The organism is Glaciimonas sp. OK215, assembly GCF_057787885.1.
Map to the genome: position 1 here is coordinate 3,895,536 of NZ_CM173544.1, position 13,280 is coordinate 3,908,815.

At 58.1% G+C, this 13,280-nt stretch carries 14 protein-coding genes; 3 read left to right on the forward strand and 11 right to left on the reverse strand.

Annotated elements, in window-relative coordinates; translation table 11 throughout:
* Position 1: 1 nt before the first annotated feature.
* Genes AC3CHX_RS17935 through AC3CHX_RS17945 form a run of 3 tightly spaced genes read left to right on the forward strand, consistent with a single transcriptional unit; the run spans position 2 to position 3,055 of the window.
* Entirely contained in the window at positions 2–916 is a 915-nt protein-coding gene (locus AC3CHX_RS17935) for a glucosamine kinase nucleotide-binding domain-containing protein (RefSeq protein ID WP_488629385.1), read from the forward strand.
* Positions 916–2,052 (forward strand): N-acetylglucosamine-6-phosphate deacetylase, encoded by a 1,137-nt coding sequence (nagA, locus tag AC3CHX_RS17940; RefSeq protein WP_488629386.1) that lies wholly within the window; start codon positions 916–918, stop codon positions 2,050–2,052. The genes AC3CHX_RS17935 and nagA overlap by 1 nt, the downstream gene beginning before the upstream one ends.
* On the forward strand, positions 2,045–3,055 hold the full coding sequence (locus AC3CHX_RS17945; protein WP_488644853.1) for an SIS domain-containing protein: 1,011 nt from the start codon (positions 2,045–2,047) through the stop codon (positions 3,053–3,055). The genes nagA and AC3CHX_RS17945 overlap by 8 nt, the downstream gene beginning before the upstream one ends.
* On the opposite strand, the gene AC3CHX_RS17950 is transcribed toward AC3CHX_RS17945, so the two are convergent.
* From AC3CHX_RS17950 to AC3CHX_RS18000, 11 genes are all read right to left on the reverse strand, one after another.
* Positions 3,052–3,549, reverse strand: a complete 498-nt coding sequence (locus AC3CHX_RS17950) for a chemotaxis protein CheW (protein ID WP_488629387.1) — start codon at positions 3,547–3,549, stop codon at positions 3,052–3,054. The genes AC3CHX_RS17945 and AC3CHX_RS17950 overlap by 4 nt on opposite strands.
* Before the next feature lie 8 nt (positions 3,550–3,557).
* On the reverse strand, positions 3,558–5,474 hold the full coding sequence (cheA, locus tag AC3CHX_RS17955; protein WP_488629388.1) for a chemotaxis protein CheA: 1,917 nt from the start codon (positions 5,472–5,474) through the stop codon (positions 3,558–3,560).
* A 13-nt stretch (positions 5,475–5,487) separates the two neighbouring features.
* Positions 5,488–6,456: a flagellar motor protein MotB gene (gene motB / locus AC3CHX_RS17960; protein ID WP_488629389.1), complete on the reverse strand. Its 969-nt coding sequence runs from the start codon at positions 6,454–6,456 to the stop codon at positions 5,488–5,490.
* Between the two features lie 42 nt (positions 6,457–6,498).
* Complete coding sequence (gene motA, locus AC3CHX_RS17965; protein ID WP_488629390.1) at positions 6,499–7,359, reverse strand: flagellar motor stator protein MotA; 861 nt, start codon at positions 7,357–7,359, stop codon at positions 6,499–6,501.
* A gap of 101 nt (positions 7,360–7,460) precedes the next feature.
* Positions 7,461–8,087 carry a flagellar transcriptional regulator FlhC gene (gene flhC, locus AC3CHX_RS17970; RefSeq protein WP_488629391.1) on the reverse strand — a complete coding sequence of 209 codons (627 nt, stop codon included), beginning with the start codon at positions 8,085–8,087 and terminating at the stop codon, positions 7,461–7,463.
* A gap of 75 nt (positions 8,088–8,162) precedes the next feature.
* On the reverse strand, positions 8,163–8,474 hold the full coding sequence (gene flhD, locus AC3CHX_RS17975) for a flagellar transcriptional regulator FlhD (protein WP_488629392.1): 312 nt from the start codon (positions 8,472–8,474) through the stop codon (positions 8,163–8,165).
* Positions 8,475–8,695: 221 nt separating this feature from the next.
* Positions 8,696–9,553, reverse strand: coding sequence for an Hpt domain-containing response regulator (locus AC3CHX_RS17980; protein ID WP_488629393.1), 858 nt, complete (start codon positions 9,551–9,553; stop codon positions 8,696–8,698).
* Positions 9,554–9,638: 85 nt separating this feature from the next.
* Positions 9,639–10,850 (reverse strand): sensor histidine kinase, encoded by a 1,212-nt coding sequence (locus AC3CHX_RS17985; RefSeq protein ID WP_488629394.1) that lies wholly within the window; start codon positions 10,848–10,850, stop codon positions 9,639–9,641.
* A 369-nt stretch (positions 10,851–11,219) separates the two neighbouring features.
* Positions 11,220–11,873 carry a response regulator gene (locus AC3CHX_RS17990; RefSeq protein ID WP_488629395.1) on the reverse strand — a complete coding sequence of 218 codons (654 nt, stop codon included), beginning with the start codon at positions 11,871–11,873 and terminating at the stop codon, positions 11,220–11,222.
* Positions 11,874–12,504: 631 nt separating this feature from the next.
* Positions 12,505–12,759, reverse strand: a complete 255-nt coding sequence (locus tag AC3CHX_RS17995; RefSeq protein ID WP_488629396.1) for a hypothetical protein — start codon at positions 12,757–12,759, stop codon at positions 12,505–12,507.
* Between the two features lie 142 nt (positions 12,760–12,901).
* Positions 12,902–13,156: a hypothetical protein gene (locus tag AC3CHX_RS18000; protein WP_488629397.1), complete on the reverse strand. Its 255-nt coding sequence runs from the start codon at positions 13,154–13,156 to the stop codon at positions 12,902–12,904.
* Between the last annotated feature and the right edge of the window lie 124 nt (positions 13,157–13,280).

Below are 13,280 nucleotides of genomic sequence, written 5' to 3' on the forward strand. Positions count from 1 at the left end.
AGTGAAAACAGCGCATGACTCGGTTTACGACTACTTGATCGGCGTCGACGGCGGCGGCACCAAAACCCAGGTGCGTATCGCACGTGCGGACGGCACCGGGATCGCCGAGGCCACCGGCGGACCATCGGCACTCATGCATGGCCGGGATAAAGCCTGGGCCGCTATCGGCTCCGCGATTAATGAAGGCTTTCGCAACGCTGGCGTAGCGCCGCCGCCCTACGAACGGATGGCGGCGGGTTTCGGCCTGTCCGGTGTAAATGTGCCGGCATGGGCTGCGGAGTTCACGGCGTTGAACCCGGGCTTCGGCCGCATTGCCGTCGTTTCGGATGCGATTACCACCCTGCTCGGCGCCCATCAGGGCCGGCCGGGGGCCATCATTGCGCTGGGCACCGGCAGTATCGGCGCGGTGCTCCAGCCCGATGGCGTACAACGGATAGTCGGGGGCTGGGGCTTTCCGTCCGGCGATGAGGCCAGCGGCGCCTGGCTGGGCTTGCTGGCGATCAATTATGTGCAACAGGTGTTCGACGGCCGCGCGCCATGCTGTCCGCTGGCCGCGAGCGTCATCGCGCACTGCGGCGGCGACGGCAGCGACCAGGGCAATCGCGCCAGCGTGCTCGGCTGGCTGGCGCAGGCTAACCAGAGCATGTATGCGCAATTGGCGCCCCTGATCGTCCAGCACGCCGCCCGCGACGACGTAGCGCGCAGTATGATGGATCAAGCCGGCCTGGAGATAGCCAGAATGGCATCCGCACTGGATCCATCCGGCCAGTTGCCGCTGGCGCTATGCGGTGGCCTGGCGCAGGCGCTGCGCGATTATTTGCCGCCGGCCTTGCAACTGCGCGCCGCCGCGCCGCTGGCGGATTCGGCAACCGGCGGCCTGCTGCTGATTCGTCAACACCTTGCGGAGCAAATCTGATGTCTTCGATCACACAACTGCACGGCAACGTGCTGACCACCCGGGGCTGGATCGCCGGTGCCATCAGCTTCAACGATCTGATCACCGGCATCAGCGGCGACGCCCTGGATGGCGATCCGACGCAAGACACCCATAGCGGCGACTACATCTTGCCCGGCTTTATCGATTTGCATGTCCATGGCGGCGGCGGCCGGGACGTCATGGATGCCGGCGAAGCGGTGCATGTGATCGCCAGGATGCATGCGCAGCATGGTACTACCAGCATGCTGGCGACCACCATGACAGCGCCGCCGGCCGATCTTGAAGCTGCATTGAGCGCCATCGGCCGCGCCTGTCTGGCGCGCCGCGCTGGCTGCGCGCGCGTGCTGGGCGCCCATCTGGAAGGTCCGTACATCAATCCGGGCAAACTTGGCGCGCAACCTGACTTTGCTGTGGAAGCAACACTCGAACAGGTCGACTGGCTGCGCAGTTTCGCGCCGCTGAAACTGATTACGATCGCGCCGGAAGTGGATGGCCATCTGGCCTTGCTCAAGACCCTGAGCGCCAGCGGCATGCGGGTGCAGATCGGTCATACGCTCGGCACCTACGAGGACGGCGTCGCCGCGCTCAACAATGGCGCCGCCGGATTTACGCATCTGTTCAATGCCATGAGTTCCTTCCATCATCGCGCGCCAGGCATGGCCGGCGCCGCCCTGGCGCATGCCGAATATGCCGAACTGATTCCCGACCTGCTGCACGTGCATCCCGGCGCCATCAAAACCGCATTGCGCGCCATTCCACGCTTGTATTGCGTGACCGATTCGACCGCAGCGTCCGGCATGCCGGACGGCGAATACATGCTGGGACGGCAAGTCGTCCATAAATGCCTGGGCGGCGTGCGCCTCGCCGACGGCACGCTGGCCGGCAGTACGCTGACCATGGATCAGGCCTTGCGCAACCTGGTGTCGCTCGGGCTCGATCTGGCCGAAGCCTCGTTGCGCACTTCGACTTATCCGGCCGATTATCTTGGCCTCACGGAACGCGGCCGTCTGAAAACCGGCTGTTTCGCCGACATTCTGGTGTTTGACCGCCAGCTCAACCTCAAAGCAGTGTACGTAGAAGGAGAATCGATTGACCTCAAGCTCACTCATGCTTAAAGAAGCCTGCTCGGCCAGCGCCCATGTAGCCGTCCAGCTGGGACAGGATCGTGAACGCTATGCCGAACTCGGCCGCAGGCTGCGCGCGGCACCGCCAGCCAGCATCCTGACCGTGGCCCGCGGCAGCTCGGATCACGCCGCCAGTTACTGCGCTTACCTGATCATGGCCCGGCTCGGACGCATCGTCGCGTCATTGCCGATGTCGCTGGTGACGTTGAACAAAGCCCCGCTGCTGGCGCGCGAGGCGCTCGCCATTGCGATTTCGCAATCGGGCCAGAGCCCGGATGTGATCGAACCGATCCGTTATTTCCGTGCGGGCGGGGCCACCACCGTGGCATTGGTGAACGACGCCGCATCAAAGCTGGCCACCAGCGCCGAATGGAGCATGCCGCTGCACGCCGGCGCTGAACTCAGCATCGCCGCCACCAAGAGTTTTATCGCCAGCCTGGTCGCCGGGGCTCTGCTGACCGCGCATTGGCAAGACGATCCGGCCTTCCTGGCGGCGCTCGATACGCTGCCGGAAGCACTGGATGCCGCCAGCCGTTGCGACTGGTCGGCCGCGCTGGAGGCACTCACGCCAGCCACCAATATCATGGTGGTCGGACGCGGCATCAGCTTCCCGCTGGCGCTGGAATCGGCGCTGAAATTCAAGGAAACCTCGGCCATTCAGGCCGAAGCATTCAGCGCTGCCGAAATCAAACACGGCCCCATGGCGCTGATCGCCGAAGGCTACCCTCTGCTGCTGTTCGCCACCCGCGGGCCAACCCAGGCCGGCTTGCTGAAACTCGCTGAAGAAATGCGCGGACGCGGCGCCAAAGTGTTGCTGGCAGCGCCGGACGACATCGCCGAACGCGACCTGACGCTGCCGACCGCAGCGACCCCCGATCTGGATCCGATAGTCGCCATTCAGGCATTTTATGTGATGGCCGCGCAGCTATCGGTCGCCCGCGGCATGGACCCCGATTGTCCGCGCCATCTGAGCAAGGTGACCAGAACCAGCTAGAGCGCAGTGTCAAACAACGCCATATCGTCGCTGCACATCAATCTTTCGATATCAAGCAGAATCAACATGCGTTGTTCTATCGCACCGAGTCCGGTCAGATATTCGGCCGCTGGCGCGGCGCCAAACTCCGGCGCCGGCTTGATCTGGTCCGCGCTGAGCGTCAGCACATCGGAGACGCCATCCACCAGGATGCCGACCACGCGCTTGCGGATGTTCAGGATGATGACCACGGTCTGCTGGTTGTATTGAATATTTTCCAGCCCGAACTTGATGCGCAAATCGACAATCGGCACGATGATGCCGCGCAAATTGGTCACGCCCTTGATAAATTCCGGCGCATGCGCGATGCGCGTCACGGCTTCATAATCACGGATTTCCTGCACCCGCAGAATGTCTATGCCGTACTCTTCGGTGCCGAGTGTAAAGACCAGGAATTTTTCTCCATCCCGTTCTGCGCCATCTTCCGGCGTATCCACTTTATTTAGCGCAACCATCTCTCTCCTTATGTAAGGGTCATGTTCATTTCACGCTGCCCGCGCTGCAATGTCGCCACATCGACAATCAATGCAACGCTGCCGTCACCCAAGATGGTGGCAGCAGAAATGCCGGGGACTTTGCGATAGTTGGTTTCCAGATTTTTCACCACAACCTGATGCTGACCGACCAGTTGATCGACCAATAATGCGAAACGCCGGCCTTCCGCCTGCACGATCACTACAATCCCTTGCGTCGGATCGCGGCGCGCAGCGGCGACATCAAACACCCGATGCAGTGCGTAGAGCGGCAAATATTCGCCGCGCACGTGCAGCACCCGCTGGTCGTGGGTGACAGCGTAGATATCTTCCGCGCGCGGCTGTAACGACTCGATCACGTAGTTCAGCGGCAAAATGTATACTTCGTTTCCGACCTGCACCGACATCCCGTCCAGAATCGCCAATGTCAGCGGCAGGACGATCTTGACGGTGCTGCCCTTGCCCTGCCGCGATGCGATGCCGACATGGCCGCCCAGCTCCTGGATATTCCGTTTGACGACGTCCATACCGACGCCGCGTCCGGAAACATCGGTGACTTTTTCAGCGGTGGAAAATCCTGGAGCGAAAATCAATTGCCAGACTTCGTCGTCCGAAATAGCCTCCGCGTCGTCTATCGGCATGCCCTGCTGCATCGCCTTGGCCAGAATTTTCTCTCGATCCAGGCCGGCGCCGTCATCGCTGACTTCGATCACGATGTTGCCGCCCCGATGCTGGGCCGACAGCAGCAAGCGGCCGAGCGGGTCCTTGCCGGCGGCGATCCGTTGTTCCGGCCTTTCAATCCCATGATCGAGACTATTCCGGACCAGATGCGTCAACGGATCAACGATACGTTCGATCAGGCTTTTGTCGAGTTCCGTCGCTTTACCCAAGGTCTCGAGCTGCACTTGCTTGCCCAGTTTGGCGCTCAGGTCGCGCACCAGGCGCGGGAAGCGGCTGAATACATACTCCATTTGCATCATCCGGATCGACATCACCGCTTCCTGCAAATCGCGGGCGTTGCGCTGCAACTGCCCCATGCCGCCGAATAGGCGCTCATGCAGGACGGAATCAAGGGTCGCAGCGGTTTGCGCCAGCATCGATTGCGTAATCACCAATTCGCCCACCAGATTGATAATCTGGTCGACCTTCTCGACATCGACGCGAATCGAACTGGATTCTTTTGCTATACCTGCGTGCGGGTCAGCGTTCGGGGCGGCTTGCGCCGGCTTGACCGCATCGACCGCTGCGCGACTGATCTCGATCTGGTCCACGTCGACAATAAAACAGCACACCGCGATGATGTCGTCGGGATCGCATGCGGTCTGCAACCACAGCGTCGAACTGTCCTCGGTTTGGGTCTGCTCAAGCACTTCACCCAGATTGGCCAACTCGCCGGTCAGCAAGGAACGATCGCTCTCGGAGATGTCGATAAAGCGAACCTTCAGGCGGGTTGAGCCCGCTGGGTTAGCTGGCGCTGCAGGGGACGGCAGCGCCATCGCTTCGGCGGCAGCGGCGCTTGCGCCACCTTCCTCCTCCATCTGCCGCAACAGCGCGCAGATGCGGGCAACCGACGCCGGTTCCGGTTCCGTGCCGGCGCGATAAGCGCCTAATTGTTCTTGCAACGCGTCTTTGGTTTCCAGAAAACCATCGATCATTTCCTTGCGCAACGTCAATTGACGTTGCCGCGCCCGGTCCAGCAGATTTTCCAGAAGATGCGTCGTCTCCGTCAGGGCGGCAAAACCGAACGTTGCAGCGCCGCCCTTGATCGAATGCGCGGCGCGAAATATGGCATTCAAATGCTCGCTGTCAGGCCTGTCGATGTCGAGTCCCAGCAGCAATTGCTCCATTTCAGCGAGCAATTCATCGGCTTCCTCAAAGAAGGTCTGGTAAAACTCGGTAATGTCCATGGGTAATCACATCCTATGACTTCGGCGCAAGTGGCTTGACCGCTGGCGCCGGCAATACCGCCCGCAATTGGCCGGCTGCATCTGGCGGGCCGGCCGTGCCGATATCGACGTTGTCACTGCCGGCATTTTGTTCCGAGGGGAGCCTGCCGGCGGCGTTCCTATTGGTGGCGTTCTCGCGCTCGATCTGCGTCTGCGCGCGTCGATTCAGCACAATAATGCTGATCCGCCGATTCACCGGATCCAGAGGATCTTCCTTGTTCAAATGCATGGTCGAGGCCACTCCCGTTACCCGCAACACCTTGGCCTCCGTCATGCCGCCGGCGACCAGCTCGCGGCGCGACGCGTTGGCCCGGTCAGCCGACAATTCCCAATTGCTATAGGATTTTCCACCCGCCACATAAGGCGTGGCGTCGGTATGGCCGGACAAGGTGATCTTGTTCGGCAAGTCATTCAGGACCGGCCCGATTTCTCGTAAGATCACGCGCATGTAAGGCTCGACCGTGGCACTCGACAGATTGAACATCGGCCGCTTCCGGCTATCGACAATCTGAATCCGCAAGCCTTCGCTGGTGATATCAATCAACAGTTGGGGCCGGAACTGCCTGAGCAGCGGATTGGCATCGATCACCTGATCCAGGCGCTGCTTCAACTCCCGCAACCGCTCAGTATCGCCGGCATCGCCAGCAGAGCGCCTGACTTCGCCATCCACCCGGCTCGGGTCCTGACCGCCGCCGGGAATGACGCCGCTGCTCATGCTGCTTTTGGGCCCGCCATTTATCGCCACCTTCAGCGGCATGCGGAAATACTCCGCAATGCCGGCCAGTTGTTTCGGCGACGCAATCGCCAATAGCCACATCACCAGAAAGAACGCCATCATCGCAGTCATGAAGTCGGCGTAAGCAATTTTCCAGCCGCCTCCGTGGTGCGGATGTTTGGCGTTTGCATGGCGTCTTACGACGATGCGATGTTTTTCTTTACTCATTGCCTCTCCGCATCACGGTCGTGCACAATAATCTATTGGTCATCAGCGGCTCTTGACTTCGCGTACATGCTGGTCGAGCTCGGAGAAGGATGGCCGTTCGGTGGAGTACAGCACCTTGCGGCCGAATTCGACCGCCAGCTGGGGCGCGTAACCGTTCAGGCTGGCCAGCAAGGTCACCTTCATGCATTGATACAGCTTGGTCGACTCGGCGACCTGATGTTCAATCAATGTCGCTAACGGCGACACGAAGCCATAGGCCAGCAAAATGCCGAGGAAAGTACCGACCATCGCATGGGCAATCAATTCCCCCATTTGCGCCGGCGGCAAATCCGCCGAGCCCAGCGCATGCACCACCCCCATGACCGCCGCAACAATCCCGAATGCCGGCAAGGCGTCGCCTACCTTGGACAAACTTTGGGCCGGCACCTCGGCCTCATGCTTGTAGGTTTCAATCTCGTGATCCATCAGCGATTCGATTTCGAACGCATCCATATTGCCGCTGACAATCAGGCGCAAATAATCCGTCAGAAACTCAATCACGCCGGGATCGCTCAATATCAACGGGTATTGCGCGAACACCGGACTGTTATTCGGATCGTCGATATCGGATTCCAGCGCCAGCATGCCGTCCTTCCGGCCTTTTGCCAACAGCACATACAACAGCGCCATCAGCTCCATATACAGCGCCTTGTCGTGTTTGGAACTGCGCAGCAGCTTAGGCAATTCCTTCAACGTGGCACGGATTGCCTTGCCGTTATTGCCGACCACAAAGGCGCCAATGCCGGCACCGCCTATCATCAGCACTTCGATCGGCTGAAACAGCACGCCCAGATGCCCGCCCATCAGTGCGTAGCCGCCGAACACCGATCCCAATACCACTGCATAACCAATAAAAACTAGCACTATCCATTCCCTCTTAAAAAGCCCTATGCCGGACATGCACCCTGTGCATCCGGGCCGATGCAGCACACGTGCGATTACGTGCGCTTATGTGTGATTGCGCGCTATTCCGGCTGCGCAAGCGCAATCCCTGCTGCCGCCGGCGTGCAGGCATAAGCTGTTTGATTGTTGAGATGATTCTGCGCCGCTTCAGCTTTCGCCTGAATGCCGGCAGCCCGCTTGCGGGTCTTGCCCGCGCGTGAAGGCGGCCGGCACAGGACGCAGACGAAGCCCTGTTGCGGGTCATGCGCATGCGCCACAAACCGGCCGTTGCAACGGCTGCAGGCGGTGAGTTGCAACATGCCGCTATCGAAGAAACGCGCCAGCGTCCAGGCCCGTGTGAAATCGAGAACCGGTGCGCCGTTTTGTTGCTGCGCCTGTTCCAGATACAGCCGATAACTTTTGACGACCGCGACAATCTGCGCGCATTCACCGTGCGTGACCATGAAACGATAGGTGTTGTAGAACATCGACGAATGGATGTTGGACAACCACGTCATGAACCAGTCGGTGGAGAAAGGCAACAAACCTTTAGGGGGCGAGATCCCTTTGATTTCTTTGTACAACTTAATCAACCGGTCACGACTGAGGCTGGTTTCGGCCTCCAGAAAATGCAGCCGCGCCCCAAGCTTGATCAGATCCATTGCCAGCTGGATTTCCTGCGCTTCCAGAATCACACTTTTTCTAGTCATGACGCAGTACCCGCAACGCATGACAGGTGGCGCCGGTGATTGCAGCAACGCTGAAGCCACGATGAAGGGTAACCATCAACGTATCCCTTCAAGCTGCTGCCCGGCCAGCAAAATCGCTGCATGCGCCTGTTGCAGGCTGTTGTCTTTTCCCTCATGCGTCAACGATGACAGGATGGCGTGGTCGTTAAAGCGAAAGCGGCACAACAACAAACTTGAACCTGCCAGCCTGACCACCTGCGACAACGATAAATTTCCAAGCAGATCCGCCAGCTCCCCGGACAGTCCGAGGCGAAACATGGCTGTCGCCCGATCTTCTCTCAACAGCCGCTGCGCCAGCAGCAGATAAGACAAGTTCACTTCCCCGATTTCATTCCCAATGCCGCCCATGTCTTCCTCCTTAGATAAAGCCCGTTACCCGACAACATTTCGACTACTGTTGCCCTTGAGCAATTATCAAATATTTCCACACGGAAATAAGTCGGCACTGGTCTCAATCTGAAAGAAATATTCGGGCAATCCGTTGTAGGAACTACTTCTACAAAAAAACATGCGTCAACATCTCGACCGGATGCCGACAACCTGGCGTGAAGCCCCGGATCCTGCTGGATTCAGCCTGGAAACAAACCAGGTATGGTGCGGCCATTCGGTGCTTGCTCCACTTTAGCGATATGGCGGCGCAAATGGTCCAACAGGTATTCCAGGCGATCGGATGCAGCACTCAAACCGGCAGTCAGCCCGAGCCGCGACTGGGTTTCTATTTCTGTCGCCGCTTGCGCGATTTGCGCACATTGCAATACCGCTGCTGCGCCGCGCAAACCATGCGCGATGGCTGCTGTCTGATCCAGCGCGCCGGTGTTGATGCTGCTGCGCAATCGCAGCAACTGATCCTCACCGAACTGCACCAGATCGACCAGCAAGTCGCGCGGCATACCGGTTATTGATGCATTCAGGCAATAGGAGGGGTTGGCAAGAACAGCCGCATGCTGGCGGCATTCGGCTTGCATCAGGGAGGAACTTGCATCGATTTGCGCCAGCACCGCGCGCAATTGGCTACGGCTGATCGGTTTAGTGATAATCGCGGCGTAATCGAGCCCGCGAGATTCCAGCTTCAAATAGTCGAGCGACATGCCGCTATACAGGATCATCGGCAGGCGCGCATGGCTGGCAGCGCTATCCGGCTTGCTGGCGGGGTTGCCGGCGGCGGCAGCCAGTTCCGCTTCCCATGCGCGCACCCGATGCAGCAACTCGATGCCGGTCATATCCTCCAGCACATAATCCGTCACCACCGCTGCCACCACCGCCGCCGACAGCAGTTGGCTATCTGCATGGCGCCGAGCCAGCCAGAGCAAGGCTTCCGCACCGGTCGCCGCCACCTCGCTCTGCCAGCCTTCGGCAGCTAGCTGTGCCTGCAACAGACGACGATTGATGGGATGGTCTTCGACCACCAGAATGCGTGGCGAGCGCATCGTCACTACGCCACTGAGACGAACGTGAACGTCCGAAGTGACAGCATTTCTTGCCCCCGGAATTTTGTGTTGCTTTTACGCTCTATTAGGACTTACGCAAAATTGTCTCGGCATCCATGGGAATAGTGAGTTCGACCACCGTCCCGACACCGGGCTCGGACTCAATGCGAATACTCCCGCCAATCAATTCCGTGAATTCTTTTGCCAGGGAGAGTCCCAGCCCCAACCCATGTCCACGCTGTGCGCGTACCGTGTCGGTTTGATAAAAATGTTCAAACAAGTGCTTCAGGTCTTTTTTTTCCATACCGGGACCGGTATCCGTCACCCTGAAGCGAATTTCCCTTTTCAGCGCCGCTATCTCCAGAGCAATACCACCATGTGCCGTAAATTTTATGGCGTTGTCCAGGAGATTGTTCAGCACTTGCGATAAGCGCAGCCGGTCGCTAAAAAACTGCGCCGGCAGGTCTGGCGCCAGCAACAGCCGGAAACTTAACTTCTTCTTCTGCGCCGCGAGTTGGTGCAGCGCACCGATGTAGCTGAAAAATGGCGCTGCCTGTATCGGCTCACGAAATATCGCCACCTTGCCCGCTTCAATTCTCGCCAGGTCGAACAATGTGTTGAGCAAGCTATGCAGATGGATCGCACTTTGATAAATCAAATCGCTGAATTCCCGACTCAGTGCATCGCTGCTCTCATCCCGTACCAGTTCGGAATAACCCTGAATACCGGTCAACGGCGTCCGCAGTTCGTGCACCACGGTCGCCAGGAAGCGTGATTTGCGCTTGCTTGCCTCCACTGCACGACGCCGCATTCCATCATATTTGCGCACCACCATATACTGACGCCGCAGCGTCTGGTAAATGAAAAACATTAATACCGATATCAGTAGCGTCGGTATCACAGCGAACGTCATGTAAGCGCCCAGCTTGCGCCTGGCCAGCCTCTCGCCAGCGCCCGCCACATCGGCATGGCGATCAACATCCGGCACGGGCGGCAAGCGCGACGGCGCTTGCGTTTTGTCGCCGCTTCCCGAATAGTCGGCGCACAGCTGTCGCAACAATCGATTCCGCTCCTCAATTTCACGCACCAGGACTGCCCGCTCTCGCAGCGACGCGTTCAGCTCACGGTCAAGCTCAGCCTCGATGCGATAGCCTGCATGCAGCCAGATATAAGCAATCGTCAACGCAGCAACGATCGCGATAGCACGCAAATGCCGCATGACGCGCATCCCGCGAACGACGTTTCCTTCCTGAACCGTGTCGGACCGGCGTGGCCGGCGCGAGATGAATCTTTGCATCACGGTCGCCAGAATGTCAGTTGGAAGCTGTGACAACATCACCGTCCTGGTGCTAAATAAAACAAATTAATCTGGCCTTGACGTAAGCAACGCTTATTTCCGGAACACTGAATATAAACAGAACGACGCTACATTAATGCTTCGAAATGGGCGTCAAACAGCAGGCAGTTTGCTGCATCGGAACCGTGCTTCATCGGCGCTTATCTTTTGCGGGGTTTACGCAAACCAGGAAAATATCGCCTATCCGTTCGGACTGGAATGTGTTGGATTGGATTGATGGAAATCAATATCCGGCCCGTTCGGACCGGGTAGCCCGCAGGGTGCAATGGGGAGTGGAAATTTTTAGCCGGTCCAGCAGCCATTTCCCGGTTAGTCGAGTAAACCATGCTTGATAACGTATTGCGTCAGCTGTGCATTGGTACGCACGCCCATTTTTTCAAATACGCGTGAACGATAAACACTGACGGTCTTCGGGCTGATCGACAAGGTTTGTGCAATTTCGGTACGTGTCTGCCCCGCGGCGATCATCCGGACCGTTTGAAATTCGCGATCGGATAGCGTCTGATGCGGCATCAAATCGTCCTCGCCGACGACATGATTGGCCAGCGATTCGGCCATGCCTCTGGTGATGTATTTCTTGCCGCGCGCGACAACGCGAACGGCCTCGATCAATTCGTCCGGCGCCGCGTCTTTGGTCAAATAGCAGGCAGCACCGGCTTTCAGTGCGCGCACCGCAAATTTTTCCGGACCATGGCTGCTGAGAACCATGATCCGCAACATGGGTTCGCGTTTCTTAATAAGATGCAAAATTTCGATGCCGTCTTTCCCCGGCATCGAAATATCCAGCAACAACACATCGCACGGTTGCTCACGCAGCACCTGAGTGATGCCGCCATAATCGCCGGCCTCCCCGACCACCATGATGCCGGGACTGGAACTCAAAATATGCGACAAACCTCTCCTGACAATCCGATGGTCGTCGGCAATCACAACCCGGATTGATGATGCTGCAGTCGTATTCATACCTTTTTGCCTTGCCTGTCGCCGGAGCGGTCCGCTGAATCTCCGGATACGGCACACTTTTAAACCTAGAAACGGCAGTTGACCGCTTCAAGTTACCTATAAAAGATTGAATAAATTGAAGATTTCTTCAATCAATACAATCACCTGTTGGGTGACCCCGCTACCGGCACGATTGCACGCTTTTCCGGCTCCCTGGCGGTTGTGCGGGGAATTCTGGCGACATGTCGCCTGCCCGCGCAACGGTGTTCCCTTGCAAGGGAACACTCCTGCCCTACAGGGCCACGGGCGTTGCTCCTCCTTGCAGGGAAAGCCCTGCCGCGTCGTCGCCCTTGCAGGGCGCATATCCGCTTGCAAGCGGATATCGTTTCGCAGGCAGACGGCATGCCGTCTGAAACCCCTGCTACACCCTAGCCAGAAAGCCGGAAAAACGCACACTCCTGCCGGTCCAACTACCGTTTCTAGGTTAAATTGAATTGCCCGGCTTATTACCAATGCCGATTATTCTGCAGAGGAAGAATTAAGGTGTATGTAGGAAATATCCGAGATGGCGTGTTGCAACTGCAATAAAGGCTGAAAGTGGAGAGCCGCACAGGATGGGACTATCCCCTGCGAGGGCGGCTCTCGCGGCCCGTCAAATCTGGGCCACCCTTGCATTCATATTGCCAAGAACATTGCTGAGGCTGGTCAAGTTGACGTCGGTATTGACCACGGTAGGCGCAAACACGCCGATTTGCGTGTTGGGGCTGGCAAACCCGCCGCCTTGAAGTGCGGCCTGGTTGAAGCTGCCGATATTCGAGACATTAAAACCGCCCCGTACGGCAGCCATTTCACGGCCGTCGAGTTGTTGGTCGAGGGACAGGTCTTTGATCATCAGAGTCGATTTCATTTCAGTTCTCCTAAGGGTAAGGATCGGGTGAGCATGCCGTTGCAATTGCACCCATGTTGTAGCTGTAAAATTGCCTGGAACGGAAAAGCGGAGAGCAGCACAGGAGGGGACTATCCCCTGCGAGGGCGGCTCTCGCGGCCCTTTAAATCTGGACCACCCCTGTACGCATATTGCCAAGAACATTGCTGATGCTGGTCAAATTGACGTCGGTATTGGTCACGGTAGGCGTAAACACGCCGATTTGCGTGTTGGGGCTGGCGAACCCTCCGCCTTGAAGTGCGGCCTGGTTGAAGCTGCCGATATTCGAGACGTTAGAACCGCCGCGTACGGCAGCCATTTCACGGCCGTCGAGTTGTTGGTCGAGGGACAGGTCTTTGATCATCAGAGTCGATTTCATTTCAGTTCTCCTAAAAGTTTGGTTCCGGTTGGATGAGCATTTCGTTGCGCTCGATGAACATAGAGCATAGGCCGTGCCAGCCCGGGTCATGTGCTGTGCAAATAAACGCAAGTGATTGAAAAAT

Excerpts from the sequence above, each read along its gene's own strand:
- nagA (WP_488629386.1), top strand. The coding sequence starts at position 916 with ATGTCTTCGATCACACAACTGCACGGCAACGTGCTGACCACCCGGGGC.
- AC3CHX_RS17945 (WP_488644853.1), top strand. The coding sequence starts at position 2,045 with ATGCTTAAAGAAGCCTGCTCGGCCAGCGCCCATGTAGCCGTCCAGCTG.
- AC3CHX_RS17950 (WP_488629387.1), bottom strand. The coding sequence starts at position 3,549 with ATGGTTGCGCTAAATAAAGTGGATACGCCGGAAGATGGCGCAGAACGG.
- cheA (WP_488629388.1), bottom strand. The coding sequence starts at position 5,474 with ATGGACATTACCGAGTTTTACCAGACCTTCTTTGAGGAAGCCGATGAA.
- motB (WP_488629389.1), bottom strand. The coding sequence starts at position 6,456 with ATGAGTAAAGAAAAACATCGCATCGTCGTAAGACGCCATGCAAACGCC.
- flhC (WP_488629391.1), bottom strand. The coding sequence starts at position 8,087 with ATGACTAGAAAAAGTGTGATTCTGGAAGCGCAGGAAATCCAGCTGGCA.
- flhD (WP_488629392.1), bottom strand. The coding sequence starts at position 8,474 with ATGGGCGGCATTGGGAATGAAATCGGGGAAGTGAACTTGTCTTATCTG.
- AC3CHX_RS17980 (WP_488629393.1), bottom strand. The coding sequence starts at position 9,553 with ATGCGCTCGCCACGCATTCTGGTGGTCGAAGACCATCCCATCAATCGT.
- AC3CHX_RS17985 (WP_488629394.1), bottom strand. The coding sequence starts at position 10,850 with ATGCAAAGATTCATCTCGCGCCGGCCACGCCGGTCCGACACGGTTCAG.
- AC3CHX_RS17990 (WP_488629395.1), bottom strand. The coding sequence starts at position 11,873 with ATGAATACGACTGCAGCATCATCAATCCGGGTTGTGATTGCCGACGAC.
- AC3CHX_RS17995 (WP_488629396.1), bottom strand. The coding sequence starts at position 12,759 with ATGAAATCGACTCTGATGATCAAAGACCTGTCCCTCGACCAACAACTC.
- AC3CHX_RS18000 (WP_488629397.1), bottom strand. The coding sequence starts at position 13,156 with ATGAAATCGACTCTGATGATCAAAGACCTGTCCCTCGACCAACAACTC.